Genomic DNA, 23,907 nt, shown 5'->3' with positions numbered 1-23,907 from the left:
AGATTTTACTTTTCTAAGTCAGATTTTTTCGTGTTATTTGCAAACCGAAATAGAGAGGTGTCCGAGTGGTTGAAGGAGCTAGCCTGGAAAGCTAGTATATGGGTAACTGTATCGAGGGTTCGAATCCCTTCCTCTCTGCAAAAAAATTAATGCTTCCTGAAAAGGGAGCATTTTTGTTTACAGCGCGTCAAACTTTTTAGTTTAGCCAATAAAATAAAAAAGGATAGTCCAAAAATGCTAAGGATTACTTTCTTTTAAACACCTTGCAATAAAGGATAAATCTTTTTAAATTTTTTAAAGCTTTGTTGGTAAACTTCTTTATGATTTTCGTTTGGTAAAAAGGTTTTTCCAACTTTATTTTCGGATGGAACGGCAATATCACTAGCTTTGAAACCAATCAAAACAGCGCCCCAAGCCGAAGCTTCGATTGTTTCGGCAACAATGACTTTCATTTGAAAAATATCAGCGACCATTTGCAACCAAAGAGCACTTTTTCCAAAACCGCCACTAGCCATAATAGTAGTTTCTTGTCTTTTTTCGGGATCAGGCAACAATAGCTCGGTAACGCTAAATAATCCGAATAAGATGCCTTCTAATGTGGCTCTAACCAAATGTGCTTGCGTATGGATTATGCGGATTCCTAAAAGTGTTCCTTGTGCTGAGGCATCCCAAATAGGTGCTCTTTCACCTAATAAATACGGAACAAAAAGTAAGTCTTCGGACCCTGCAGGTATTTTTTCAGCTTGCTTGAATAATTCTTCGAAAGAGGTATTTGTTTGTAAGATAGATTCTTTGAGCCATTGCAAAACAATAGCGCCATTATTTACCGCTCCTAATTTTAAATATTGTGTGTCCATCAAATGGTAACATTGTGTTCGCATTTGAGAATCAATAAAAGGTTTGTCAATAGGTAAACGTACCGCGCCACTAGTTCCAATAGATAATGCTATTCGGCCGGCTTCCATAGCTCCAGTTCCTAAATTTGCCAATGTGCCATCTCCACCACCCAAAATATAATGAAAACCATCTAAACATCCTATGCTTTGATGGGTGGGACTTACAATTGTAGATAGCTGGAATGCTTCTATTTTTAAATATTCTAAAATATCGGTTTCCCATTGTAGACTATGAATATTCAGGAGCCCAGTACCTGAAGCCATTGAGGAATCAATCACGTATTCGCCGGTGAGATGATGCCAAATATATTCTTTGATGCTTATGAATTTGTACGTTTTAGAAAAAATGAGTGCATCGTGTTCCTTTAACCATGCAATTTTGGTCATGGGTGAAAAGGTGTGAATAGGAATTCCCGTTTTTTGATAGAAGTTTTTTCCCTGTTCTGATTCTTTTAGTTCTTCGGCTAATGAATGTGCTCTATTATCAGCCCAAATGATTGCATCTGTCAGCGGTTTTCCATCCTGGTCAATGGCGAGTATACTTTGCATAGCCGAACTAAAACTGATGAATTCAGGCTGGATCCCTTTTGTGATTTCTTGGATGCATCTCAAAACAGCTGCTAGAATTTCATCTGGTTTTTGAATGCTCCAATCCGGTTTTGGATGGTACATTGCATAGGACTGACTGTATTCTTGAATCACTTTTCCGGTTACATCAAAACACACGGCTTTGGTTGCTGTAGTGCCAATATCGATACCAATATAAAATAAATTCATTTTTTAGTTGTATTTGGGTTATCCCACGAGCAGATTAAGCAAGAGTACACCTATCAATCCCATAGTTCCAATGATAGTTTCCATGACGGTCCAGGTTTTGAATGTATCCGAAATACTGATGCCAAAATACTCCTTGAACATCCAAAATCCTGTATCATTCACATGAGAGCACATTAAACTTCCAGCTCCAATAGACAATACCATCAGTTCAGGGCTTATTCCAGAACTCACAACCAATGGTTGAACAATTCCCGCCGCGGTTAGTCCTGCTACAGTTGCTGAGCCTAATGCGATTCGGATAATTGTTGCTACAAGCCAGCCCAATACTAGAGGTGAAAGTGTTGATGTTTCGAAAAAAACTGCCAAATCTGTGCCAATACCACTGTCGATAAGCACTTGTTTGAAAGCACCACCCGCTGCAATTATCATAATTATCATAGTTGCTGAACTCAATGCTAAACTGGATTTATCCATAATATCTTGCACTTTTCGACCGCGATTGATACCTAAAAAAACAATAGCAAATACTACTGCAAGGAGCATTGAAGTGGTTGGATTGCCAATAAATCCTAGCATGTAACGCAAAGAGGAATCTTCAGCTAAGGTTAATTCGCTGGTTGTTGCCATCGCCATCAGGATAACTGGAATCAAAGCTGTTAGCATACTAATTCCAAAAGAGGGCATTTCGTTATCTGTGAATGTTTTACTTTCGAATAATCCTTTGGGTGGATTAGCGGTAATTTTCTTTATGAATTCTGGAAAAATAATTCCGGCAATCAATAAAGTCGGAATAGCAATTAGCAATCCATACAACAAGGTTTTACCAATGTCAGCTTTGAAAATTACGGCAATGGCGGTAGGTCCAGGATGAGGAGGTAAGAAACCGTGGGTCACCGAAAGTGCCGATGCCATCGCGATGCCTAGATAAATTATAGGTTGCTTCGTACTTTTTGCAACAGCAAAAACCATTGGAATCAAAATCACAAAACCAGCGTTATAAAACATCGAAATTCCCACGGCAAAACCCGTAATCAACATCGCCCATTTGATGTGTTTAATCCCTACAGTTTTGATCATTACTGCACTAATCCGTTGTGCCGCTCCACTATCTGAAAGGATATTTCCCAGTATAACGCCAAGGGCAATAATTATAATCAATGAACCTAAAGTACTGCCAATTCCTTGTTGAAGTGAATTTAGGAGCTCAGGAAAGAGCATACCTTTAGTAATTCCCACAAAAAAAGAAGCAATAATCAAGGAAAGGAAGGCGTTGAGTTTTATGCCTGATATCAAGACAAGTAATAAAAATATACTTGCAATTAAGATTACTATTGACATGTACTTGAATTTGAGAAATTAAAAATTAGGTTCGAAGTAGTTGGTTGCCATTTATTATTCGTTTTTTTCGACTGCGTGGCCGCCAAATTCATTTCGAAGTGCCGCTACTACTTTTCCAGAGAATGTATCTTGCATTTGGGAACGGTAACGCATCATGATTGATAAAGCGATAACTGGAGTTGGTACGCCTAAGTCTAAAGCGGTTTCCAATGTCCATTTTCCTTCGCCCGAGGAGTGCATGATTCCTTTGATGCTGTCTAATTTTGGGTCTTTTGAGAATGCATTTTCTGTAAGTTCCATTAACCAACTGCGTACCACCGATCCGTGATTGAATAGTTTAGCTGTTTTTTCGAAGTCAATATCAAATTCAGAATGTTCAAAAACCTCAAAACCTTCGGCAATAGATTGCATCATTCCATATTCGATTCCGTTGTGAACCATTTTCGTAAAATGTCCGCTTCCAGCTGCGCCAGTGTATAAATGTCCGTTTTCTACAGAAATAGCTTTGAAAACGGCTGCTACATATTCAAAAACTGCGGGTTCTCCGCCAATCATTGTACAAGCGCCATGCAAAGCACCTGATGTTCCGCCCGAAGTACCACAATCTAAAAAGTCGATGCCAAGTTCTTTCAGTTGTGCATAACGGCGTTTGGAATCTTTGTAGTTAGAGTTTCCCCCGTCAATGATAATATCGTTTTTTTCTAAAAAAGGAAGTAAAGAGTTGATGACGCCATCTACAATTTCTCCTGCAGGAACCATTAACCAAATCACTTTTCGATGATTCAATTTTTGGCACAACTCTGCAACTGTAAATACAGTTTTAATTCCTTCTTGCCCTATTTTTGCCACAAAGTCCGTATTGACATCTTGGGCTACTACTTCATAGCCGTTTCGCTTTAGATTTAGAGCAAGGTTGAAGCCCATTTTTCCTAATCCTATAATTCCAATTTGCATGGTTGTATTGTTTTTAAGTCTGATTTAAAGACGTTTTTGAGATATCGAAAATTTTTTTAAAGTAAAAATATTAGTTTTAATTTTTTAACAAGCAATTTACTTGAAAAATATTACACTAGTAGGAGTCAATATGTTAATTATTTTTGATGAATTTTAAGTAGTGCACATTTTTAAGTAGTGCGATTTTATACTGAGTCCTTTTTCTAAACTTTTATTTGTTGGTATTACCAATATAAAAACCATCAAAATGGTATATTTGTACTGTCATGATGTGAGAATTGAAACCTGAAATGTGTTTTGAAAAGTCCTTACTCCATTTAAATCCAAAAATAATATGCGTATTTTTCTGAGTTGTTTTCTTCTTTTATCGGTTTTGAATGCTTTTTCGCAAGAAGATGCAACAACTGAAAATATTCCGATAAAAAAGGTTGATTCCTTATATAGAGAGGATCAGTTTTATTTTGGTATAACGTATAACATTTTGAGAGATAAGCCGTCTGGCTTGTCTCAAAGTAAGTTTTCTTCGGGTCTTTCGGCAGGTTTTTTAAGAGATATGCCCATCAATAAAAAGAGAACTGTCGCTATAGCCTCTGGTGTTGGTTTTACATATAACAATTTTAATCAAAATCTCGCTATTACATCATTTGGTGAAAACCAAGTTTACACCTATATTGATTCCGAAACTGCTTACGACAAAAACAAGTTTTCACTACTTTCTATAGATGTTCCTTTGGAGTTCAGGTTGAGAACATCTACCTATGAAAGTCATAAATTTTGGCGTATTTATGGAGGATTTAAGCTAAGTTATTTGCTCTATGATAGATCTATTTTTAATGGATCTGAAGGGAAAGTGGTTGTTACAGGGAATAAAGATTTTAATAAAATGCAATACGGGACTTATATTTCTGCAGGCTACAATACCATTAATTTATATGCGTATTATGGTTTAAATTCATTGTTTAAATCGGCAGAAGTAAATGGCGAACCAGTAAACATGAAAGCTTTGAATATTGGAATTATTTTCTACATTTTATAGCCATAGTACTAATAAAAGCAACTGAGGTACAGCGCCTAGCATAAAACCTATAATCAATTCTTTAGTTGTGTGTGCTTTCATTTCTAATCGGGAAGAAGCTACAAAGCCATTCAGCAGGATTAGTACAGTAATTAGAATAGTGTTTTGAATTTGAAAGTGTAAACTCAATCCAATTGTAAATACTGTTAAGGAACTGATTGCTATCAGGTGAAGGCTCGCTTTTATATTGATAAACAATAAGATAAGTGCCAGCATAGTGCTTAAAAGCGCACTTAAAAAGAAAAAATGCAACTCTGGATACCTGTCAATTGTAATGCTTTTTTTTACGAGTAGAATGAGTAAAAAACAATGTATTATTAGAGGGATTTTGCGTTGGGATACTTCGGCAAGCATAACAGAATCTATGTTTCCTGCAGTACGCAATAATAAAAATACCAAAGAAGGTAAAATCACTGTTACAACCAGAACTTGAAAAAAAATAAATAATTTTTCTTGATTCACAAACTCAGTATTGTTAAAAGAAAGATAAAGCAACGTGGCCATTGCCGGTATGAATATCGGATGGAACACATAAGAAAACAAGGGAAGTATTTTTTTCAAAACGGCTAATTTTATCTAAAAACAAATATAAGTAATCTGCCAAAATTAGTAAAGCTATTGCTATTGTTTCTTTTTTATAAATAAACTGAATTGGCTATAATTATAAGCATTTCTAAGTCTTCGTTTTGAAAAGAAGTGTTATTTTTGAGGAAGTTTTACAAATAGTGAACTAGTAAAAGAATAATTCCTATACCAGAAATCTACTTCAATCTCTTTTTAATTCCATGAGCCAGAAAATCCTAAAAAGTATTCAAAATATTCCAGCTACATTTATTGGTGACAACACTAATTTGGCTATAGAAACAATTGCAATAGATAGTCGTTCGTTGCAAAACGGACCTCAAACTTTATTTTTTGCACTGGTCGGAGCCAATAATGACGCGCATCAATACATCAAGGATTTGATTGCAATGGGTGTTCGAAATTTTGTAGTAACTCATATTCCAGAAGAATGTGAGGGAAAAGCTAATTTTTTTGTTGTAGATAACACACTAACCGCTTTGCAACAATTTGCGGCCAACTACCGCAGTCTTTTTAATTTTCCCATTATTGGATTGACAGGAAGTAACGGGAAAACGATAGTGAAGGAATGGCTTAATTTTTTATTGAGTCCTGATTATAATGTAATTCGAAGCCCAAAGAGTTACAATTCACAAATTGGTGTTCCGTTATCAGTCATTGCAATCAATGAAAAACACAATTTAGGGATTTTTGAAGCGGGAATTTCAACCGGTTCTGAAATGGAAAAATTAGAAAAAATCATTAAACCTACCATTGGAGTTCTTACTAATATTGGATCTGCACATGATGAAGGGTTTCTGGATTTAGAAAATAAAATAAGAGAGAAAATGACCCTTTTTGGAAATTCAGAGGTGGTTATTTATCAAAAAAACCAAAGGATTGATCCGTTTATTGTTTTAGGAACAAAAGCGTTTACCTGGAGTTTTGACTCTAAAGACGCGGATGTTGTTGTCGCTAAGATAGCGTCAAAAAATAACTCAACCACAATTCGGTACCAATACAAAGGCAGTTCAACTGAATTGATAATTCCTTTTCAGGATGAAGCAGCTGTTGAAAATGCTATTTCGTGTTTGATGGTTTTGCTGTACTTTAAATACGATGAAAAAACCATTCAAAACCGAATGGAATTGCTCTATCCAGTAGAAATGCGTTTAAAAGTCAAAAACGGAATAAACAATTGTAGTATTATTGATGACAGTTATAGTTCTGATTTTCAGTCGTTGAAAATAGCGTTGGATTTTCTCGAAAGTCAAAAGCAATACAAGAAAAAAACGGTGATTCTTTCGGATATTTTTCAAAGCGGTTTGTCAAATGACGAATTGTATACTAAAGTCTCTCAGTTGATTGTTTCGAATAAAATAGATCGTGTGATAGGAATTGGAAAAACAATCAAAGCATTCGAGAGAAAATTTGCTAATTGTACAACCTATGCCACTACAGCTGAGTTTATATCAAAATTTGATGATCTGAATTTTGCCAATGAGACTATTTTAATCAAAGGAGCGAGGACGTTTCAATTTGAAGAAATTGTTTCTTTATTAGAGGAAAAAACACATGAAACTGTTCTGGAAATCAACCTGAATGCGATTAGCCATAACCTGAATTTCTTTAAATCAAAATTGAAGCCCAATGTTAAGATTATGGTGATGGTGAAGGCTTTTGGTTATGGAAATGGCGGTTTTGAAATAGCTAAATTACTAGAGCATCATAAAGTAGATTATCTTGGTGTGGCTTTTGCCGATGAAGGAATTTCCCTAAAAAGCGCTGGAATTCATTTGCCAATTATGGTATTAAATCCTGAAACGACTAGTTTTTCTGCGATTATTCAACACCAATTAGAACCTGAAATTTATAGTTTAAAGGGACTTCATGAATTCCTTAAAATTGCGGGACAAAAGAATTTAAAACAATTTCCAATACACATCAAACTCGATACGGGAATGCACCGTTTGGGTTTTGAGAACAATACGATTGATGATTTGATTGCCACTTTAAAAGGAAATCAAACCGTTAAAGTAAAAAGTATTTTATCACACATGGCCACAAGTGATGACTTGGAATTCAAGGATTTTGCACATTCACAAATTGATTTATTTGAAAAGCTATCGTCTAAATTGATGTCAGAATTGCAAATAAAACCGTTGCGACATATTTTGAATACTTCCGGAATCAGTAATTATCCGGATTCCCAATACGATATGGCGCGTTTGGGAATTGGTCTTTATGGCGTTTCGAATGATCCCGAAGAACAAAAACAGTTGGAAAATGTGGGTACACTCAAATCCGTGATTTCACAAATCAGAAGTATTGATGCCGGTGAAAGTGTGGGTTATGGCAGGCGATTCATTGCGGAGAAACCTACAAAAATTGCCACAATTCCTATTGGGTATGCCGATGGTATTTCCAGAAGTTGGGGAAATAGTGTAGGTTTTGTAACGATTAAAAAGTCCAAAGCATCTATTGTTGGCAGTATCTGTATGGATATGCTAATGGTTGATGTTACTGAAATAGAATGTTCAGAAGGTGATCAGGTAATTGTTTTTGGCGAAAGCCCAACGGTAACGTATATGGCACAAAAATTAAACACAATTCCGTATGAAATTCTGACGAGTATTTCTCAACGAGTGAAACGGGTGTTTTACAGAGAGTAATTAAATATTGGGTAAACGACTGTTAATTGTGTTAAAATTTTTATTAAATTCGTTTTGCAAAGATAAATTTTAACCTAAAAAAATAAATTATGGGATTTTTCAGTGATTTTAAAGCTTCTTTAATGAAGGGAGACGTTTTAAGTTTAGCAACTGCAGTTGTTATTGGTGGTGCATTTGGTAAAATTGTTGGGTCTGCCGTTGATGATGTTATTATGCCAATTGTAGGTTTATTGACTGGTGGAATTGATTTTACCCAGAAATTCGTAACCTTGGACGGAAACAGTTATGCAGATTTAGCTGCTGCTAAAACTGCCGGTGCCGCTGTAATTACATACGGAAACTTGGTACAGGCGATTATTAATTTCATCATTATTGCTTTCTTTATTTTCGTTGTGTTAAGAGCTGCTGAAAAAGCTAGAAAGAAAGAAGAAGTTGTTGTTGTAGCTGCTCCAGCTGGACCAACTCAAGAAGAATTATTGACTCAGATTAGAGATTTATTGAAAAAATAATTTCCTCTACAGTAAATATTCTAATTTATCCTGAATGCATTTCAGGACTCAACCGTTTCTTAAAAGAGGCGGTTTTTCTTTTTATACAAAAATAGAAAACGGCAAATTGTTGTATTTATAACATTTTGTTATTTTTTGTGAAGCTACTTGTTTTGGTTTCAATATTAGTTACTTTTGTACTTCAAATTTAATATTCAATAATACAAATATAAGATGAGAATAGCAGTTGTAGGCGCTACCGGAATGGTTGGCGAAGTAATGTTGAAAGTTTTGGCAGAAAGAAATTTCCCTGTAACAGAATTAATTCCCGTTGCTTCTGAGCGATCAGTGGGTAAAGAAATTGAATATAAGGGTAAAAAATATAAAGTAGTTGGCATGCAAACGGCAGTAGATATGAAAGCAGATATTGCTTTATTCTCTGCGGGTGGTGATACTTCATTGGAGTGGGCTCCAAAATTTGCTGCTGCAGGAACTACCGTTATTGATAATTCATCAGCTTGGAGAATGGATCCAACCAAAAAATTAATCGTTCCGGAAATTAATGCAACTGAATTGACTGTAGCAGATAAAATCATTGCGAACCCTAACTGTTCGACTATCCAAATGGTTTTGGTTTTAGCACCTTTGCACAAAAAATACAACATTAAACGTGTAATTGTTTCTACCTACCAATCCATCACTGGAACGGGTGTAAAAGCAGTACAACAATTAGAAAATGAGTATGCAGGTGTTTCAGGTGAAATGGCTTATAAATATCCAATTCATAGAAACGCGATTCCACAATGCGATTCTTTTGAAGAAAATGGATACACTAAAGAAGAGATGAAACTAGTTCGTGAAACCAAAAAAATCTTAAGCGATAATACAATTGCTGTTACAGCTACTGCAGTTCGTGTGCCAATTGTAGGCGGACACAGTGAAGCGGTAAACGTAGAATTCTCGAATGATTTTGACGTAAATGAAGTGAGAAACATTTTGCATCATACCGATGGCGTAGTAGTTCAAGATAATAATGACACTTATACGTACCCAATGCCAATGTATGCACAAGGGAAAGATGAAGTTTTTGTAGGTAGAATTCGTCGTGACGAAAGCCAGGAAAACACATTGAATATGTGGATTGTTGCAGATAATCTGAGAAAAGGAGCTGCGACAAACACGATACAAATTGCCGAATATTTGATTGAGGCCAAATTGGTGTAAATCAATTTTTATTTTAAAAAGGAGACCATTTGTTTCGCAAAAATATTTTTTGTGAGACAAATGGTTTTCTTTTTTCTTGTTTTTGTTATCTTTGGATCGAATGAAAAAGAATAAACTCATAGTAAGTCTTTCTCTGGTTATTACAGTGTTGTTTTCAATGCTGTTCCAATCATTGCATACCTATGAGCATCTAGCAAAGCAACTTTCTGAAAAGCAATGCCATCATAAATACAATGTTACTGGTACAGAGATTACGCACCAGCACCACAAATTAGATCATTGTTTTGTTTGCGAATTTGCTTTGGGTAGTTACATTACTCCAAAGGATTTCTCCTATCAATTGCGCTCCAGTAGCAAAGAAATCCCTTATTTTTTTACTGTAAATGAAACGGTTATTTCGTTTTCCGGCAGTTTGTACTCCCATCGCGGACCACCTGTAAATAGTTGAAGCTGAATTTATTTCAGCTTCTGTTGAATTTATTTTAGCACGACTCATTTTATTTACTAAATAATTCCGGTCTGGGCTCGCTCTCCTTTGGAGAGAGCTGTGGAGAGGAAGAACTATACAATCATTTTCAATGAAAAAATTTATCATAGCCCTATTCTTAGGGTTTTCAGCGATGCTTCAAGCACAAAATACCCTTTCGGGAATCGTAACCAATTTACAAAATGAACCCCTAAAAGGCGTTTCAGTGTATGCATCAGAATTGCATAAAGGAACCACTACAGATGAAAATGGAAAATATACATTTTCCAATCTGCCAAATAGAAACTTAAAAATCAGTTTTACGTTCGTAGGATTTGCAACCCAAAATAAAACCATAAACAGTCTTCAAAAAGAAAACACACTTGATATTATTCTTGAAGAAGCAATTTTCGAAATGGATGAAGTAATCGTCTCTACGGCTTTCAACAAAATTCAATCGCAAAACGTCATGAAAGTGGAGCATGAAAGCATCAAAAATTTGCAACGAAAAGGAACGGCCACTTTAATCGAAGGATTGGCTACTATTCCCGGAGTTTCTCAGGTTTCTACCGGAACTTCTATAGGTAAACCGGTAATCCGTGGCTTGAGCGGCAATCGCGTTTTGGTCTATTCGCAAGGCGTTCGAATGGAAAATCAACAGTTTGGCGACGAACACGGTTTGGGATTAAACGATTCAGGAATAGAAAGCGTTGAGGTAATCAAAGGACCGGCTTCGTTATTGTATGGTTCCGATGCTTTGGGTGGTGTTTTGTATTTTAACCCAGAAAAATTTGCCGATGCAAATACTTTTAAAGCGAACTTCAGTCAAAAATATTTTTCGAATACTGCCGGAAGCAGTTCTTCTTTGGGTTTAAAAACATCTACAGACAACTGGAAATTCATGGCTCGTGGAAGTTACAACACGCATTCTGATTATAAAATTGCTGGTGGTGACCGAGTGACTAATACCCGTTATAATGAAACCGATTTTAAAACAGGAATTGGCTACAGCAATGCCAAATTCTCCAGCGTATTGCGGTACAATTACAATGAATTGGATTTAGGAATTCCAGAGGATGGTATATCAGACCAATCTACGAGCAAGAAAACGGGATTTCCTAAACAAGGCGTTTTTAATCATTTATTGAGTTTAAATAATGTTTTCTTTTTCGAAAAATCAAAATTGGATGTTGATTTGGGTTATGTTGCTAATGATCGAAGTGAGTTCGAAGACAGTAATGTAGCTGTTTTGCATATGAAATTGAAAACATTCAATTACAATGCAAAATACCATTTGCCTAAAATGGGAAAAATAGAAACCATTGTGGGTGTTCAGGGAATGTATCAGACCAATACAAATTTAGGAGAAGAATATTTAATTCCGGATGCAGTTACAAATGATTTTGGTTTTTTTGGAACGGCAAATTATGAGTGGAAAAGCAATGTCTTACAAGCTGGATTGCGTTTCGATAATCGAAAAGTTACTACGGATGCACAAGGAATTGCAGGTGAAGAAGGTTCCTTTGAAGCTATCGATAAATCATACGATAGTTTTAATGCTTCTTTGGGTTACAAAACTAATTTGGCCGATGATATTACCTTGCGTTTAAATGTTGCCTCTGGGTTTAGAGCGCCAAATCTTGCGGAGCTAACTTCTAATGGAGTACATGAAGGAACAAATCGCTATGAAGTAGGAAATAGTAATTTGAAAACGGAGCAAAACGTGCAAACGGATTTAAATTTAGAATACAAAACGGATCATTTTGAGTTTTTTGTGAACGGATTTTACAATCACATCAACAATTATATCTACACCTCGCCAACAGGAGAAGTGCGAGATGAAAATGCTGTTTTCGACTATGTTCAGGATAACGCAAAATTATACGGAGGTGAAATCGGATTGCATTTTCACCCGCATCCATTAGATTGGCTGCATTTTGAAACTAGTTTTGAAACTGTAACCGGCGAAAAACAAAACGGAGATTACTTACCGTTAATTCCGGCAAATAATTGGAACAACACCATTAGAACCGAATTCAAAATCAAAAATTGGTTAGAAGATGGCTTTGCTACTTTAAACGTTTCCAGCACATTTAATCAAAAAAATGTAAGCGGATTTGAGACAGAATCGAATGGCTATAACTTGGTAAATTTGGGTTTTGGCGGAACTGTAAAATTGGGTAAAACTGTTTTTGATGTCAACATCAACGGAAACAATTTATTTGATAAAAGATACATCGCACACCTTTCCCGTTTAAAAACGGATGGCATTCCAAACATTGGAAGGAACATCGTTTTGGGTGTGAATTTTAATTTGTAATTCATTTTCTTCAAAAAAACAAAAAGCGCTATTCGAAAGAGTAGCGCTTTTTTAGTTTTATTTAAGACTTTTCCATATTTACAACACTAACTATTTCCCTATTTTTGTAATAAACTAAAAAACAACCTAATGAAAAAAACTTTTTTAATAATGGCTGTATCTTCTGCAATAGCAACTTTTGGACAAAATCAAAAACCGCTAACTTATCCAACTACTAGTAAAGGGGAAACCGTTGACACGTATTTTGATACCAAACTACCAGATCCATACCGCTGGCTTGAAGACGATAAATCTGCTGAAACAGGCGCTTGGGTAAAAGCTCAAAATGAAGTTACCTATAGTTATTTGGCCCAGATACCGTTTCGTGATGTCTTGAAAGCAAGAATGGAAAAACTGTGGAATTACGAAAAAATAGGAGCGCCTTTCAAAGAAGGTAATTTTACGTATTACTATAAAAATAATGGTTTGCAAAACCAATCAGTGTTGTATCGAAAAGATGCCAAAGGAACTGAAACCGTGTTTTTGGATCCAAACACTTTTTCTAAAGACGGAACCACTTCGCTTGGCGGATTAAATTTCTCTAAAGATGGTTCTAAAGTAGCCTATGCCATTTCAGAAGGCGGAAGCGACTGGAGAAAAGTCATCATCATGGATGCCATCACCCAAAAAATAATCGAAGACACGATTGTTGATGTGAAATTCAGCGGAGTTTCTTGGAAAGCAAACGAAGGTTTTTACTATTCCAGTTATGACAAACCAAAAGGAAGCGAGCTTTCAGCTAAAACGGACCAACATAAACTGTATTTCCACAAGTTAGGAACCGCACAAAAAGACGATAAAGTCATTTTTGGTGCCAATCAAAAACGCCGTTATGTAGGTGGTGGTGTAACTGAGGATGACCGTTATTTGGTTATTACAGCGTCTAATTCTACTTACGGAAACGAATTGTATATCAAGGATTTGACAAAACCGAACAGTCCTATTGTAACTATTGTAGATAATTTTAAAAGTGACAATAACATCATCGAAAACGAAGGCGGGAAATTATTCATAGAAACCGACTTGAATGCGCCCAACAAACGTATCGTTACCGTCGATGTTAACAACCCGAAACCGGAAAATTGGAAAGATTTTATTGCAGAAACGGAGAATGTGTTGTCTCCATCAACAGGTGGCGGATATTTCTTTGCGAACTATATGAAAGATGCCGTTTCGGTGGTGAAACAATATGATTATTCAGGAAAATTGGTGCGTGAAATCCAATTGCCGGGCGTAGGAACTGCAGGTGGTTTTGGTGGAAAGAAAAAAGAAAAAACATTGTACTATTCTTTCACAAATTACATCACACCGGGTTCTATTTTTTCATTCGAACCAGCAACAGGAACTTCGGCGGTGTATGAAAAACCAAAAGTAGATTTCGACAGCGAACTATACGAGTCTAAACAAGTATTTTATACTTCCAAAGACGGAACTAAAATCCCAATGATTATAACGCATAAAAAAGGGTTAAAACTTGACGGAACTAATCCAACAATGCTTTATGGTTACGGAGGTTTCAACGTGAGTTTGACACCAAGTTTCAGTATTGCCAATGCCGTTTGGATGGAAAACGGAGGCGTTTATGCCGTGCCTAATTTACGTGGCGGTGGCGAATACGGGAAAAAATGGCACGATGCTGGAACCAAAATGCAAAAACAAAATGTATTTGATGATTTCATCGCAGCAGCAGAATATTTGATTGCTCAAAAATACACGTCGCCTTCCTATCTTGCCATTCGTGGTGGGTCAAACGGAGGATTGCTTGTGGGCGCTACCATGACGCAACGTCCAGATTTGATGCGAGTTGCTTTACCGGCAGTAGGCGTGATGGATATGTTACGTTACCACACCTTTACCGCAGGTGCAGGTTGGGCGTATGATTACGGAACGGCGCAAGATAGCAAGGAAATGTTCAGCTACATCAAAGGGTATTCTCCAGTACACAACGTTAAGGCAGGAGTACAATATCCAGCCACAATGGTGACAACGGGCGATCATGATGATAGAGTAGTGCCAGCGCACAGTTTCAAGTTTGCTGCTGAATTACAGGAAAAACAAACCGGAACCAACCCAACATTAATCCGTATTGATATCAATGCAGGACATGGCGCCGGAAAATCCGTGGCGGCAACCATTCAGGAAAATGTGGATATTCAGGCTTTTACGCTTTACAATATGGGTATTAAGGAATTGCAAAAATTGTAAAGGGATTGTGAGGAACAAAGTAATCATATCACAAATTGATAAGAAGTTCAAAAAACGCTATTCGAAAGAATGGCGTTTTTTTTTGATACCCTATTTAATAATTTTATTGAATAGGGCCTCTTGATTTTCATAATGTTTTATTAATTGACTCGGTTTTTCGTACTTCATTCGGTAAATTTGAGAGACAATCATTAAATACATAAAACATGACAGTACAGATCAACACAGACAATAATGTAGAAGGACATGCACGTTTGAAAGCGTATATTGCAGAGGAACTAGGAACCGCTTTAGCGCGTTTTGAAGATAAAGTAACCCGTTTAGAGGTGCACCTTGCAGATGAGAACAGTGATAAATTTGGTATCAATGACAAACGATGCCTTATCGAAGCTCGTCCAGTAAATATGCAAGCAGTAGCGGTTACTAATCATGCCGATACTACCGAAAAAGCATTTCACGGTGCATTGGACAAAATAAAAAAAGTGTTGGACACTGCTTTCGAAAAACAGAAAGCGTATTAAATAGTTGCCTTTTGGCAAACAAAAAAATGACACTGTCTAAATAAGATAGTGTCATTTTTTTTTGGTTGTTATTCTCTGGAGAAAGAGAGTGTCTTTTATTTGTCAAAAAGTAAAGTTGCTAATGCTTCGTCTCTTTTATAAACATCTTCATAGAAATGAACTACGCCTTCAGTATCTACCCAAGCGGTGAAATAACCAATATAGACTGGAATTTTATTTTTTAAAGTGTACCAATATTCGTCTCCACTATTCATCTTGGTCTCGATTTTTTCAGGATTCCATTTTGGATCATTTTTCATAATCATGGCTGCGAGTTCTCTTGGCTTGGCCACACGAATACATCCGTGGCTAAAAGCGCGATCTTCTTTCCCGAATAAACTTTTGGATGGGGTATCATGCAAATAAATTGCATTTGAATTAGGGAATAAAAACTTGACTAATCCCAATGAATTTTCTGGACCAGGTCTTTGTCTTACATTGCCGTCCTTCCATTCCATATTGTGCTCGGCGAGGTAATTTGGATTCTTTTCAATGGCAGGAAGAATCTCTCTCTTCAAAATACTGGTGGGTACATTCCAATACGGTCGGAATACGATGTATTTCATCGGCGCACTAAAAATTACCGTTTTGTGCATGGCTTTTCCCACGACTACCTTGGATCGTAATTCTGGTTTTCCATCTCTAAAAAAAGTTAGTTCATAAGCTGGAATATTTACTACAATCAATTCTTTTGATTTGGTAATGTCATTAGAAATCCAACGACAACGTTCCATGTTTACCATAATGGTTTTGATGCGATCTGCAACAGAAACATTCATGTACTTGATATGTTCTGGCAGAATTGTTTTGTTGAGGAGATTACCGCTTCTCTTTTTGAATTTTAAAATTCCAGTGGCCAATTCATCATCATATACGGCACTTTTAGAATCTCGGGAAATATCGTCGGTGATAAAAAGACGGGTTCTGATTTGTGCAATTGCCGTTGCACTGTCACCAGGTTTATACGATTTGATTGTTGTGTCAATAGCAATGGATTTCCATCCTCCATTTTTTTCTATTTTGCGGTACTGTTGCAAGACTTCTTTTAATAGATAATATTGTTTTAATACTCCTTTTTCTTCTTTTTGAATTAACGAAGGGTCGATTAACAACGAATCTAAATAATTGACATACGATTGCTTTTTTCGTGGCAAAAACCAACCTAAATCTTTCGTTTTTTGAGCGTCGATACCATCATATACTTTGTCAGCATAAAAAAAGTATAATGCTGAACTCAACAATTCAGTGTCAATAGTTGCTTTTTGATTTTCTTCAGGATTGTCATAGATGTTATCCAGTTTTTCCTTGTACGGAATCACGGTTTCTAGACCTTCCTTGCTCAAATTATTTATCTTATTGTACAACAAACCAGCAAATTCGTTAAGGCCATCCTTGTCAAACCAGATGTAATGAAACTGATGCTTGCGGTATAATTTTTCAACCTCTACTTGGTAAGGTTGTAGTTTTGGATATTTTCCAAAGAAGGTTTTAATTTGGGTGCTATCAAACGCAACTTCTATTGTATTTAAACTGGTTTCAGTATTGGCAGCAAGAGGTGTCTCTTTCTTTTTACAAGAAGCGATGGTAAAAAGCAGTATAAAAACAACAAGTGATAGTGGGTAATGTAACTTTCTCATAATTCGAACTTTAAATCTTAAATCTTTCTGTCTAAAGCAAGACAAAAATACATCAAAACTCAATATGTATTACCGCCGTTGGTTTCCCAGATTAATGTGGTCTATGAGCAAAATTCTACTTTGAACTGCCAAGAATGAAAGTAATAAATTTTTAAAAATCTGGTAGTTAATGAGTTGTAAATTTTGTTTTGATTTTAAAGCTGAGTCTTGAATCAAATAGGAACGTCTAAATCCAAAAATTATGAAAGAATTTAGAGGAATTTTCTAAGTTTTTACTTCAAAAGTTTTGAAGGGTACTATTCTCGTATTTTGGGGTCATTTTGCATTTTTTTTTGAACTTGTGGTTTTGATTTGAAATCGAAATTCAGTTTATAGAAAAGCTAGTTTTATAGGATTAATTTCGTAACCGTATGTTTTTATGCTATCTTTATTTCAAACAGAAATGAGGATGCAGAAATCATTTTAGGAGTATGTTACTGCTTTAGATTTTGTTTTCTTATGAGATTGAAAGGACTGAAAAGCGTAATAAAGGAATTATATAGTCTGTACTGGCAATTAATGTAGAATGAAAAATAAAATTAGATGGAATAAAAACTATGAATAAATACCCAACAATATGAAAAAAATACTAGCTGTTCTTGTCGTTGTAACTTTATCTGGATGCAAAAGCATGATGGAGAATCAAACTGTTTCAAAAGCAAATGTCAATGCGACACTCGATGCTTGGCATAAAGCCGCAGCGGAAGCTAACTATAACAATTATTTCGATTTAATGACAGCTGACGCTGTTTTTATTGGTACTGATGCGACGGAGAATTGGAACAAAATCGCTTTTCAAGCGTATGCAAAACCACATTTTGATAAAGGAAAAGCATGGAATTTTACATCTTTGGAACGCCATATTTATTTTGATGAAACGGGTAAATTAGCTTGGTTTGACGAATTGTTGAATACTCAAATGAAAATTTGCCGTGGGTCAGGCGTTTTAGTGAAAATAGGTCAAGAGTGGAAAATAAAACAGTACGTCTTGTCCATGACGATTCCAAATGATAGCTCGAATGAAGTTGTAAAAGTCAAATCATTCTTGGAAGATGAGCTGATAAAAACATTAAAATCAAAACAATAAATTTATTTAATAGTACCTGTCGGATTATTTTTTACATAAAAAAAACCTCTGTTTAAACAGAGGTTTTTTATTAGCTTTAAATCCTATGATTACCAGATTTTGACTCTTTTCTCTGGAGCCAGATACAAGGAATCGGTAGGCTGTATGTTGAAAGCAGTATAAAACTCAGGAATATTTCGGACTACACCATTAACTCTGAATTTTGCCGGAGAATGAGGATCAGTAGCGATTTGATTTCGCAAAGCTTCATCACGAGTTTTATCTAACCAACATTGTCCCCAGCTTAATAACACGCGTTGTTCACCGGTGAAACCATCTAAAACTGGCGATTCTTTTCCTTCCAGACTCATCTTGTAAGCTTTTAAGGCAATTGATAATCCACCTAAATCGCCTATGTTTTCTCCTTGCGTAAATTCACCATTTACACTAAGGTCAGGAAATGCTTTGAACATGTTGTACTGCGCTACTAATGCGCCCGTTTTTTGTTTGAAAGCAGTTAAATCTTCCGGTGTCCACCAATTGCGCAACACTCCATCTCCATCAAAGGTGCTTCCTTGATCGTCAAAACCATGGCCTATCTCATGGCCAATTACAGCCCCAATTCCGCCATAGTTTGCTGCGTTTTCTACTTTTATATCAAAGAATGGAGGTTGTAATATAGCTGCAGGAAATACGATTTCATTAAGTGGAGGATTGTAATATGCGTTTACAGTTTGTGGAGTCATTCCCCATTCAGTTCTGTCAACAGGTTTTCCTAACTTATTAATTTGTCTGTTGTATTCAAAAGTGGTCGCTTTTTGTTGATTTCCGTACAAGTCACCTTTTACGACTTTCAAGGTTGAATAATCTCTCCATTTGTCAGGATAACCAATTTTTGGGGTAAATTTAGATAGCTTGTCTAAGGCTTGTTTTTTAGTTTCTGGACTCATCCAGTCAAGATTTTTTATGCTTTCCCCGTAGGCTTTAAGAAGATTTTTAACTAAAAGTGTCACTTGTACTTTGGCTTCAGGAGAGAAGTGTTTTTTCACATATACTTTTCCAACGATTTCACCAAGACTATTGTTTACTCTATCAACACCTCTTCTCCATAACGATTGTTGTACTTGTACTCCGTTAAGAGTCTTGCCATAGAAGTCAAAATTCTCATTGTCTAAAGCGGTGTTCAATGATGTTGCCGATCCATGAATGGCGTTCCATTTCAGGTAGGCTTTCCAAGTGGTTAAAGGTGTTGTTTTTATGATGGTGTTGAGCGATTTAATGTAATCAACTTGTGCAACAACGATGTTTTGCTGGTTTATAATTCCGGCATTCTGTAACATGCTAGCCCAGTTAAAATCAGGCATGAGTTGGTTCAAATCTTTAATAGCATATTTATTGTACAGTTTCACGATCTCTCGGGTTTGTTCTTTTTTCATGTGTTGGGCCGCCAAAACAGACTCTAATGCCATGATTTTTTTGGATAAATCAGGAGCATTGGCTATTCCGCCTAGTTGTAGCATCTTCTCAATATGGATTACATATTTTTTTTGAATTTCCTTAGACTTGGCATCTTCAAGAGAGTAATATTCTCTTTCGGGTAATCCTAAACCACCTTGCCAAGAAATAAGCATGTATTGCGTTGGATCTTTTAAATCTTCCATAACCGAAACTGAAAAAGGAATGTTGCTTCCAGATTTATTGGCATATCCAAAATACGCAGCTAGATCAGTGTAGTTGTTTATTGCATCAATTTTTTTGAATTCAGGAAGTAAGGGGCTAATTCCTTTTTGATCTCTCATTTTAATATCCATGTAGGCATCATAGAAATCTCCAATTTTTTGTTCATCGGAACCAGGTGCAAAATCACCTTTGGAGGAAGCTTCGATAATCGCTTTTACGTCTTCTTGCGATTTTTCATAAACCATATAACCAGCACCATAAGAGGCTTTGTCATCTGGTATTTTAGTGTTTTTTTTCCAGGTTCCGTTGACATAGGTGTCAAAATTGTCACCTGGTTTGGTGGATATATCCATGTTTTCCTTGTTGATTCCGGAAAGGAGCGGGTCTGGATTTTCAGAAGAGTTAAACGCGCCTAGCAACAAAATGGACGATACCAACAGGAGTTGTGTTTTAATTGGATATTGTTTTGGTTTCATAAGTTGGATTTTAGAATATAAATGTAATTAAAAAAAGCAACGTTTTTATAATAAATTGATTAGTAAACACTTAAAATAAAATAGTTTTAATAAAAAGACTTCATCCATTGATTTTACTGATTTGGATAGTTTTTTTAACAAAATAGATAAATGTTAAAGAGCCACAAGCTTTGTAATTTATAAAAAGTAAATGCATTCTTATCAGATGCCATGATAAAAACATTACATAGAAAGAATACATTTACTTAGAATCATCAGAGAATAGGAGTTCTGCTAAGCGGTCGTCTCTTAAGTAGATGTCGTTGTAAAAACTTATTTCTCCAGCATCATTGACCCAAGCGGTGAAATAACCGATGTGAATTGGAATTTTCTTTTTTAGGATATAAGGCGTTTCTTTTTCACCTTTCATAGCTTCATTGATGCGTTCTGTAGGCCAGTCTGGATCGTCTTTTAAAATTAAAAAAGCTAGTTCTTTGGCTTTTTCGATATTAATACAACCATGACTGTAAGCTCGATATTCGTATTGAAATAAATCTTTGGACGGCGTATCGTGTAAATAAATAGCATCAGAGTTTGGAAAGACAAACTTAACCAATCCTAAAGAGTTCTTGGGTCCTGGTTTTTGTCTGGCATTCCCTTTGTTCCATTCGATATTGTGTTTTTCTAGGTAATTTTCGTCCCGTGCGATAGCGTCCTTGAGTTCGTTTTCAATGATACTTTTGGGGATATTCCAATAAGGGCTAAATACTATTTTAGTTATATTACTGCTGAGAACAACCGTTTCGGTCATGTTTTTACCCACAAGCACTTTTGATTCTAATATAGGCACTCCATCTTTTTTATAAAAGAGTTTGTAAGATGGAATGTTTATAATGATATATTCTTTTGATTTTGTGAGATTTGGGCTAATCCATCGACAGCGTTCCATGTTTGCTACTATAGTTTTGATGTGTTTCTCGATGGGTATATTCATGCGTTGAATGTGTTTGGCTGCAATGAGATAATCCATTTTATAGCCATTTCTTTTTTTGTAATTCAATATGGCAGCCATTAATTCCTCGTCATATATGTTGCTTTTAGAGTCTTGTTTTAAATCACCTATAACGACAAGTCGCTGTCTTATTTGGCCAATGGTTTTTGAGCTGTCCTTTGGTTTGAATATTTTTTCTAAAGAATCTATTACTATGGGATTCCAATCATTGTTTTTTTCTATTTGGCGGTATCTTTTTAATACGTCGCGCAGTTTGTAATATTGTCCAAAAAGTTCTTGTTCATTTTTTCCGAGTAATTTAGGATATACCAATAAAGAGTCTAAAAGATCTTCATAGGATAGATTCTTTCGCGGTAAAAACCATCCCATTTCTTCTATTTTTTCAGTATCGATTCCCCGGAATACTTTTTTAGCATAAAAAAGATACATGTAGGACAGCATAAGTTCAGTTTCAATCTGTGATAAATCTGAATGAGAACTATTAAATACAGCATCAATTTTTTCTTTATAGGCTATTCGAGATTTTAAACCTTCTTCTTCTAGCTGATTAACCTTTGAATATAATAAGTTGGCAAATTCAATCAGACCTTTTTTGTCAAACCAAATTGAAGTGTAATTTCGTTTTTTATAGAGCGCTTTTACATCGGATTGGTATTTTTTTAGATTGGGATATTTTTTAAAAAACACAGGAATAAAAGTGCTGTCAATTTGTGTAGTAGCTTTATTAATGGAATATTTTGATAAAGTATAGACAAGGGAAGTTTCGTCAACCGTTGTGTTGGTATTACGGTAAGCAAAGGCAAGTAAAAAACCAAATAATAGAACTGCGATGGATAAAACAAAGTTTTTCATAGCATGGTTATTTATATAAAGATAAAGAAATAATGCATGGTTTAAAAGTGAATTAACAAGGATGTTAAGAGTTGAACGGTTTAGCATTACTCTAATTTTCAAAACGTTTTTTCATTTTTTTGCTTCTAGGCTGTTCAGTCTTATATATTTCCTTAATTTTGCCACCTGAGGCCTATTGGTCGAACGGTACGAAGTAAAAATATTCTAAAAAAGTGGGAAGCAAAAATAAATTAAAAAGGTTCAAGGAAAACGAAACATTTACTAACGTTTTTCAACCAACGAGAGAAGAGGTAGTAGGAGATTTATTTCCGCTTAAAGGCAAATGGAATTCGGAATTCTTCAAAAATGATAATCCATTAGTATTGGAATTAGGCTGTGGAAAAGGAGAATATTCAGTAGGACTTGCCGAAAGATATCCAAATAAAAACTTTGTAGGAATCGACATCAAAGGAGCGCGTTTTTGGCGTGGTGCAAAGACAGCTGTGGAGACTGGATTGCACAATGTAGCTTTTATCAGAACTCAAATTGAATTAATCAATCATATTTTTGCTGAAAACGAGGTGGACGAAATCTGGATTACTTTTCCAGATCCACAAATCAAATACAAACGTACGAAGCACCGAATGACGAATTCTGAGTTTTTGCAGTTGTATAAAAAAATTCTCAAAAAAGACGGCGTTGTAAACTTGAAAACAGATAGCGAGTTCATGCATGGTTATACTTTAGGATTGTTACACGGGGAAGGGCACGAAGTTTTATATGCGAATCACAATGTGTATGTTAATGAAGGAAGTCCGGAGGAAGTGACTGCATTTCAAACTTTTTATGAAAAACAATATTTGGAAGTTAACAAAGCAATTACGTATATTCGATTTAAAATTAAAGAATAAGTTTACATTTATATCTGTAATAATTTCTCTTTTTTGAATATTTGAATCTTGTCTATGAATTTAATTACTTCCTTATTTTTGGGTTTTGTTACTGCTTTTGTAGGGATTACACCTCCGGGATTAATCAATATGACGGCTGCCAAAGTGAATATGAGAGAAGGTAAGACAAGCGCTTATTGGTTTGTTTTAGGAGCAGTAATTGTAATTTTTTGCCAAGCTACACTAGCCATATTGTTTGCTAGATATATTGATGGTAGACCAGATGTGATTGTTTTATTGCGAGAGGTGGGATTTGTCATCTTCTCTGTATTGACTATTTATTTTTTGCTGATCGCCAAAAAGCCAAAGGCTAAAAAAGGAAAAATTAAAAAGAAAAGTACATCTACCCGTTTTTTTCTCGGAATGTTGCTTTCGGGACTTAATTTTTTCCCTATTCCGTATTATGTTTTTGTAAGTGTTACTTTGGCTTCCTATAAATTGTTTGTTTTTGATATTTCTCATGTTTTTATTTTTGTAACAGGAGTGGTATTAGGTTCTTTTCTAGTTTTTTATTTATACATCACTTTCTTCCAGAAAATAGAAGGCAAAACGGATTATATGATGAAAAACATGAACACAATCATAGGAAGTATAACAGGTTTGATCGCTTTAATCACATTGATTAATATTATTCGATATTATTTGGTGTAGTATTTAAGCCG

General features: G+C 35.5%; 18 protein-coding genes and 1 tRNA gene. 12 read left to right on the top strand and 7 right to left on the bottom strand.

What is annotated here, in order from left to right; all coding sequences use genetic code 11:
• The first annotated feature begins 51 nt into the window (after positions 1 to 51).
• Positions 52 to 138: transfer RNA gene (locus V5J73_RS13660), tRNA-Ser, on the top strand.
• A 116-nt stretch (positions 139 to 254) separates the two neighbouring features.
• On the opposite strand, the gene V5J73_RS13655 is transcribed toward V5J73_RS13660, so the two are convergent.
• From V5J73_RS13655 to gnd, 3 genes are read right to left on the bottom strand one after another with little or no spacing between them, the layout of a single operon-like run.
• Positions 255 to 1,673, bottom strand: coding sequence for a gluconokinase (locus V5J73_RS13655; protein WP_338646525.1), 1,419 nt, complete (start codon positions 1,671 to 1,673; stop codon positions 255 to 257).
• A gap of 18 nt (positions 1,674 to 1,691) precedes the next feature.
• The gene (locus V5J73_RS13650; protein WP_338646524.1) at positions 1,692 to 3,011 is read right to left on the bottom strand and encodes a gluconate:H+ symporter; all 1,320 of its coding nucleotides are present in this window, start codon (positions 3,009 to 3,011) and stop codon (positions 1,692 to 1,694) included.
• 54 nt (positions 3,012 to 3,065) lie between these two features.
• The gene (gene gnd / locus V5J73_RS13645) at positions 3,066 to 3,965 is read right to left on the bottom strand and encodes a phosphogluconate dehydrogenase (NAD(+)-dependent, decarboxylating) (RefSeq protein WP_338646523.1); all 900 of its coding nucleotides are present in this window, start codon (positions 3,963 to 3,965) and stop codon (positions 3,066 to 3,068) included.
• A gap of 334 nt (positions 3,966 to 4,299) precedes the next feature.
• On the opposite strand from gnd, the gene V5J73_RS13640 reads away from it, so the two are divergent.
• The gene (locus V5J73_RS13640) at positions 4,300 to 5,001 is read left to right on the top strand and encodes a porin family protein (protein ID WP_338646521.1); all 702 of its coding nucleotides are present in this window, start codon (positions 4,300 to 4,302) and stop codon (positions 4,999 to 5,001) included.
• Here the strand turns inward: V5J73_RS13640 and V5J73_RS13635 are convergent.
• Complete coding sequence (locus tag V5J73_RS13635) at positions 4,996 to 5,601, bottom strand: hypothetical protein (protein ID WP_338646520.1); 606 nt, start codon at positions 5,599 to 5,601, stop codon at positions 4,996 to 4,998. The genes V5J73_RS13640 and V5J73_RS13635 overlap by 6 nt on opposite strands.
• A 224-nt stretch (positions 5,602 to 5,825) precedes the next feature.
• Here V5J73_RS13635 and V5J73_RS13630 point away from each other — a divergent pair, with 224 nt between their 5' ends.
• The 7 genes from V5J73_RS13630 to V5J73_RS13600 all read left to right on the top strand — a co-directional run bounded on the left by V5J73_RS13630 (position 5,826) and on the right by V5J73_RS13600 (position 15,536).
• Positions 5,826 to 8,273 (top strand): bifunctional UDP-N-acetylmuramoyl-tripeptide:D-alanyl-D-alanine ligase/alanine racemase, encoded by a 2,448-nt coding sequence (locus V5J73_RS13630; protein ID WP_338646519.1) that lies wholly within the window; start codon positions 5,826 to 5,828, stop codon positions 8,271 to 8,273.
• Positions 8,274 to 8,362: 89 nt separating this feature from the next.
• A complete protein-coding gene (mscL, locus tag V5J73_RS13625) occupies positions 8,363 to 8,782 on the top strand; it encodes a large conductance mechanosensitive channel protein MscL (RefSeq protein WP_282728173.1) in 420 nt (139 codons plus the stop codon).
• 213 nt (positions 8,783 to 8,995) lie between these two features.
• The gene (locus V5J73_RS13620; protein ID WP_338646518.1) at positions 8,996 to 9,985 is read left to right on the top strand and encodes an aspartate-semialdehyde dehydrogenase; all 990 of its coding nucleotides are present in this window, start codon (positions 8,996 to 8,998) and stop codon (positions 9,983 to 9,985) included.
• 100 nt (positions 9,986 to 10,085) lie between these two features.
• On the top strand, positions 10,086 to 10,433 hold the full coding sequence (locus tag V5J73_RS13615) for a hypothetical protein (RefSeq protein ID WP_338646517.1): 348 nt from the start codon (positions 10,086 to 10,088) through the stop codon (positions 10,431 to 10,433).
• Between the two features lie 130 nt (positions 10,434 to 10,563).
• Positions 10,564 to 12,771: a TonB-dependent receptor gene (locus V5J73_RS13610; protein ID WP_338646516.1), complete on the top strand. Its 2,208-nt coding sequence runs from the start codon at positions 10,564 to 10,566 to the stop codon at positions 12,769 to 12,771.
• Between the two features lie 150 nt (positions 12,772 to 12,921).
• A complete protein-coding gene (locus tag V5J73_RS13605; protein ID WP_445236427.1) occupies positions 12,922 to 15,015 on the top strand; it encodes a prolyl oligopeptidase family serine peptidase in 2,094 nt (697 codons plus the stop codon).
• A 206-nt stretch (positions 15,016 to 15,221) separates the two neighbouring features.
• Entirely contained in the window at positions 15,222 to 15,536 is a 315-nt protein-coding gene (locus V5J73_RS13600; protein WP_338646514.1) for an HPF/RaiA family ribosome-associated protein, read from the top strand.
• Between the two features lie 95 nt (positions 15,537 to 15,631).
• Here the strand turns inward: V5J73_RS13600 and V5J73_RS13595 are convergent, their stop codons facing one another.
• Positions 15,632 to 17,212, bottom strand: a complete 1,581-nt coding sequence (locus V5J73_RS13595; RefSeq protein WP_338646513.1) for a L,D-transpeptidase family protein — start codon at positions 17,210 to 17,212, stop codon at positions 15,632 to 15,634.
• A gap of 616 nt (positions 17,213 to 17,828) precedes the next feature.
• Here V5J73_RS13595 and V5J73_RS13590 point away from each other — a divergent pair.
• Positions 17,829 to 18,338, top strand: coding sequence for a nuclear transport factor 2 family protein (locus V5J73_RS13590; RefSeq protein ID WP_338646512.1), 510 nt, complete (start codon positions 17,829 to 17,831; stop codon positions 18,336 to 18,338).
• An 89-nt stretch (positions 18,339 to 18,427) separates the two neighbouring features.
• Here the strand turns inward: V5J73_RS13590 and V5J73_RS13585 are convergent, their stop codons facing one another.
• Together V5J73_RS13585 and V5J73_RS13580 are read right to left on the bottom strand one after the other, a co-directional pair.
• Positions 18,428 to 20,473, bottom strand: a complete 2,046-nt coding sequence (locus tag V5J73_RS13585; RefSeq protein ID WP_338646511.1) for a M13 family metallopeptidase — start codon at positions 20,471 to 20,473, stop codon at positions 18,428 to 18,430.
• Between the two features lie 241 nt (positions 20,474 to 20,714).
• Entirely contained in the window at positions 20,715 to 22,316 is a 1,602-nt protein-coding gene (locus tag V5J73_RS13580; RefSeq protein ID WP_338646510.1) for a L,D-transpeptidase family protein, read from the bottom strand.
• Positions 22,317 to 22,528: 212 nt separating this feature from the next.
• Here V5J73_RS13580 and trmB point away from each other — a divergent pair, with 212 nt between their 5' ends.
• Entirely contained in the window at positions 22,529 to 23,206 is a 678-nt protein-coding gene (gene trmB, locus V5J73_RS13575; protein WP_338646509.1) for a tRNA (guanosine(46)-N7)-methyltransferase TrmB, read from the top strand.
• A 54-nt stretch (positions 23,207 to 23,260) separates the two neighbouring features.
• Positions 23,261 to 23,896 (top strand): LysE family transporter, encoded by a 636-nt coding sequence (locus V5J73_RS13570; protein ID WP_338646508.1) that lies wholly within the window; start codon positions 23,261 to 23,263, stop codon positions 23,894 to 23,896.
• The last annotated feature ends 11 nt before the right edge of the window (positions 23,897 to 23,907 follow it).

Source organism: Flavobacterium sp. KS-LB2, assembly GCF_036895565.1.
Lineage (GTDB): Bacteria > Bacteroidota > Bacteroidia > Flavobacteriales > Flavobacteriaceae > Flavobacterium.
The sequence above is the reverse complement of the archived record's forward strand: the minus strand, read 5'-3'. Positions and strand labels throughout refer to the sequence as shown.